The organism is Wolbachia endosymbiont of Drosophila seguyi, from assembly GCF_028981765.1.
GTDB lineage: Bacteria > Pseudomonadota > Alphaproteobacteria > Rickettsiales > Anaplasmataceae > Wolbachia > Wolbachia pipientis.
The window spans coordinates 1-3,466 of sequence record NZ_JAPQLM010000074.1 but is presented as its reverse complement, the minus strand read 5'-3'; the positions used below and the strand labels follow the sequence as shown (position 1 = coordinate 3,466).

The following is a 3,466-nucleotide window of genomic DNA, read 5'->3' as shown; positions in this document are numbered from 1 at the left end:
AACTATGGTTGTAGCTATTGTAACACTAGTTAATCCAAGAAATTGAACCAATATATCAGCTAAATATGAACTTACTATTCCACCTAAATTTGTCACTTCCTCATTTGTAGCTGTGTTTAAGGAAGGATCTTTATAGTTATAGCTAAAAACTGATATATATATATATATTAAAAGGGATAGATATATTGCTGATTTTAGATATTTTTTTAACATCTACCTAAAGTAGTAAGCTACTGTATATTTTACAAAGTGAATTGTTATTAGCAATATCATTATAGATAAATCTAATCCGTTGAACGGTGGTATATATCTTCTAATAATCTTTAGTGGTGGATATGTCAATTGGTTCAAGATGTGCATTATGCTACTGACAGTTTCATTATATATGTTCACCATATTAAGTTTAACCAGCCAGTTTAGGACAACCCAACATATTAGAATGAAGCTATAAAGATCAAGTAACGTATTGAGTAGATATATGATTGGATGCATACATATCTATTACACGAAAGTTATATAAAAGACAAGTATTTAGCCTTTTCAAACTCAAAATGTTGTTTTTGCTGAACCAAAAAAAACTTCATTTTTTGAGCTGCGCAAAGCCACCTAAAGTAGAGAATGGACAAGGAAGGAGGGGTGTATAATATATATTAATGTTGATATTTATTTCTTATAAATATCATCTCTATGTCCTATCTCTGTGATAGTTACTATATGATCTAATTGATTTACTCTGTAAATTACACGATAGTCACCAACTCTTAGCCTTCTACATCCTTTTAAGTTATGATGTAGTGGTTCACCAAAATTTATTGGGTCAACTGTAAGACGTTCTTTTATAGCCTTTTGAACTCTTAGCCTTATTATCTTTGGAAGGTTTGGTAAATCTTTTTCAACAACACTCTTTAGAGACTTAACCTTGTAACGCTCGAATCCCACTTAATATCTTCAAAATCAACTGTTTCTGCACCTTCAACATCACGCTCATCAGAAATTTTAGATACTAAAAAATCCTCCATTTCAAGCTCAACTGCTTCTCTAAATAGTTTTCCTGCTAATTCTTGAACGGGCTGTTTAGTAAATTCAGATAATTCAGCAAGATGCTTTAAAGTTTCTTCGCTAAGAGCTATGTTAATGCCTGAATTTGCCATATGTTTTACCAAAGTCCACTAATAATTATACAACATTTTTTTTAATTTTTCAATAAAGAAAGGAGTGGTGTATAAAAATATATTTAATGTTTCAGTAGGTCCAATATTGCCTGCTTGTAAATATTGTCCCTGTGTCCTATTGAAACAATAATTACTATACGTTTTACAGTATTTACACGGTAGACAATACGATAATCATCAGCAACTTTTATTCTTCTATGTTCCTTTAATCTCTTGCGTAGCAACACACCGTTACCAATAGGATCAGTCTCAAGATACTCTTTTATTGCATCTTTAATACTTGGCTTTACATCTTCCGGCAAGGAAGGCAAATTTCTTTTAAGAACATGCTTTAGATATTTAATGGTGTATTGCTTATTTCCAGATGTCTTCACTATCCTCTACTTCTTCTGCATCATCAGAATTTAACTCCCTAATAATTTTGGAAAATGCAATATCTTCCGCTTCAAGTTCGATTGCTTCCTTGACTAGCTTTTCTGTTAATTTTTGAACAGACTGCTTGGTGGCTCTAGCTAGTTCAACAAGATGCTGCGAAGTTTCTGGGTTGAAAGTTACACTAACTTTTGAATTTACCATCAGTTTTACCAAAGTCTACTACTATAGCTATTTTACAACATTTTTTTTAATTTTTCAATAAAGGAAGGAGGGCTGTATAAAAATATATTTAATGTTTATCAAGTAGCCTTCTCATAAATGGTGTCTCTATGTCCTGCTGTAGCAACAAATACCTTATGTTTTGCAATATTTACAGTATAAATAATTCGATAATCACTAACCCTTATTCTTCTATACCCTTTTAGCCTGCCACGTAATGGTTTACCAAATTTAATTGGATCAGTTGTAAGCCGCTCGTTTATCGCTTTTGTAATCCTTGATCTTATTGTTTTTGGAAGATTTAGAAAATCTCTTTCAGTAAAGTTTTTTGAGTAGACAATATCGTATTTCAGTTTATGTCCTCTCCCTTTCAGATAGTACTGTATTCCAGTCTACATCCTCACATTCCTTAATAGTTTTATATAACGCAATATCTTCTACTTCGCACTCGATTCCTTCGATGACTAACCTTTTTGCTAGTTCTTGAACGGATTCCTTGGTGATTTCAGCTAACTTAGTAAGGTTATGTGAAGTTTTTGGGTCAAAAGTTATACTAATTCCTGAATCTGTCATATGTTTTACCAAAGTCTACTAATAATTATACAACATTTTTCTGAATTTTTCAATAAAGGAAGTTGATGATATGTAAGAAAAATTTTGCCACCTGCGTTAATAAATAATTAAAGATTTAGCATATTTATCTACCCTCTATTCTATTACTTAAGTTAGACCACTTTTTTCTATTAATATTTTTTGTTTATAAAGATGAGCAGTTACTCATCACGCAGTTGATCTATGGATATAATACTACCGTTTGATAGTTTTTCAGTACATTTTTCACTTTTGTATTCTTTATCAGAGTCGATACTGATTTTGTCAAATATTAAAACATCTCCTGAAATTTTATCACGAAACTCACTAATAGCAAAAAACGGTATAGTAATTCGCTCTTGTTTTCCTTGAAAACTCAAACTGACGCTAAATTTATCCTCAGAAACTTTTAAATCATAGAATTGATGCTGTAATATAATAAGCATTTGAGTAGGGTATGACTTTTTCAAACGATCTGGCATGGTCACACCATTAAAATATGTGAAAAATAATATTTCTAAGTGAGGGATAAAACCATTACCTGATATAACATCTAAAGTCTTTTTGATAACTTGAAACTTAGCAGAATTAAGCAGTTTTTTGTAATCTGTTTGCTCCATATAACTTTCACATACGTAAATTTTGGGGAACTTCTGTTACCCGGCGTTCCCTGAACCGTGCTTATAGCAATGAAGTTATAGTGCTTAAATTAAGCAGCTATTGCGTCGACATTGTCTTCAGCAGCAAAATTATCGTTTGCATTTAAATTATGAACTCTTAGCGGTGGTGTCTAACCGAGCAAAGCTACCATCTTTACTATGCATGTCGATCCTTATTCGTCCCCATATAAATTAAAAAACATGGTGGAGACGCCGAGTACTGCCCTCGGGTCCAATACACCTATTACAAGGTAATTTTATTGCTATAGTACACAAAATGTACATAGCTATTATATAGCAACATTAAATAAATGTCAAGATATTATGACCTTAAGTTGATTTATTGCTAAAACAAAATTAATATTTCCAGTAAAAAATTCTGTGCTCTTAACCTGACACATATGGCTTTTTGAATACTCCCAATGAAAATATTTATAAATAAATATTTAC

The 3,466-nt window shown here is 31.5% G+C and carries 9 protein-coding genes and 1 other RNA gene; all 10 read right to left on the bottom strand.

The window, feature by feature from the left end; all coding sequences use genetic code 11:
• A partial coding sequence (locus OZD62_RS01495; protein ID WP_275019280.1) for a DNA translocase FtsK 4TM domain-containing protein occupies positions 1-213 on the bottom strand: 213 nt, incomplete at its 3' end.
• A complete protein-coding gene (locus OZD62_RS01490; protein ID WP_006279515.1) occupies positions 214-492 on the bottom strand; it encodes a YggT family protein in 279 nt (92 codons plus the stop codon).
• A 171-nt stretch (positions 493-663) separates the two neighbouring features.
• A complete protein-coding gene (locus OZD62_RS01485) occupies positions 664-939 on the bottom strand; it encodes a type II toxin-antitoxin system RelE family toxin (protein WP_275019279.1) in 276 nt (91 codons plus the stop codon).
• Complete coding sequence (locus OZD62_RS01480; RefSeq protein ID WP_275019278.1) at positions 906-1,151, bottom strand: hypothetical protein; 246 nt, start codon at positions 1,149-1,151, stop codon at positions 906-908. The genes OZD62_RS01485 and OZD62_RS01480 overlap by 34 nt, the downstream gene beginning before the upstream one ends.
• Before the next feature lie 83 nt (positions 1,152-1,234).
• Positions 1,235-1,546 (bottom strand): type II toxin-antitoxin system RelE family toxin, encoded by a 312-nt coding sequence (locus tag OZD62_RS01475; protein WP_010962380.1) that lies wholly within the window; start codon positions 1,544-1,546, stop codon positions 1,235-1,237.
• Positions 1,527-1,748, bottom strand: a complete 222-nt coding sequence (locus OZD62_RS01470) for a hypothetical protein (protein ID WP_095742622.1) — start codon at positions 1,746-1,748, stop codon at positions 1,527-1,529. Before OZD62_RS01470 ends, OZD62_RS01475 begins: the two co-directional genes overlap by 20 nt.
• A gap of 98 nt (positions 1,749-1,846) precedes the next feature.
• On the bottom strand, positions 1,847-2,107 hold the full coding sequence (locus tag OZD62_RS01465; protein ID WP_255324035.1) for a type II toxin-antitoxin system RelE family toxin: 261 nt from the start codon (positions 2,105-2,107) through the stop codon (positions 1,847-1,849).
• 13 nt (positions 2,108-2,120) lie between these two features.
• On the bottom strand, positions 2,121-2,339 hold the full coding sequence (locus tag OZD62_RS01460; protein ID WP_006279413.1) for a hypothetical protein: 219 nt from the start codon (positions 2,337-2,339) through the stop codon (positions 2,121-2,123).
• A gap of 200 nt (positions 2,340-2,539) precedes the next feature.
• Entirely contained in the window at positions 2,540-2,977 is a 438-nt protein-coding gene (locus OZD62_RS01455) for a ClpXP protease specificity-enhancing factor SspB (protein ID WP_006279412.1), read from the bottom strand.
• 21 nt (positions 2,978-2,998) lie between these two features.
• Positions 2,999-3,338, bottom strand: a transfer-messenger RNA (tmRNA) gene (ssrA, locus tag OZD62_RS01450).
• Between the last annotated feature and the right edge of the window lie 128 nt (positions 3,339-3,466).

Coding starts and splice junctions, on each gene's coding strand:
- OZD62_RS01490 (WP_006279515.1), bottom strand. CDS start 492: ATGCATCCAATCATATATCTACTCAATACGTTACTTGATCTTTATAGC.
- OZD62_RS01480 (WP_275019278.1), bottom strand. CDS start 1,151: ATGGCAAATTCAGGCATTAACATAGCTCTTAGCGAAGAAACTTTAAAG.
- OZD62_RS01470 (WP_095742622.1), bottom strand. CDS start 1,748: ATGGTAAATTCAAAAGTTAGTGTAACTTTCAACCCAGAAACTTCGCAG.
- OZD62_RS01460 (WP_006279413.1), bottom strand. CDS start 2,339: ATGACAGATTCAGGAATTAGTATAACTTTTGACCCAAAAACTTCACAT.
- OZD62_RS01455 (WP_006279412.1), bottom strand. CDS start 2,977: ATGGAGCAAACAGATTACAAAAAACTGCTTAATTCTGCTAAGTTTCAA.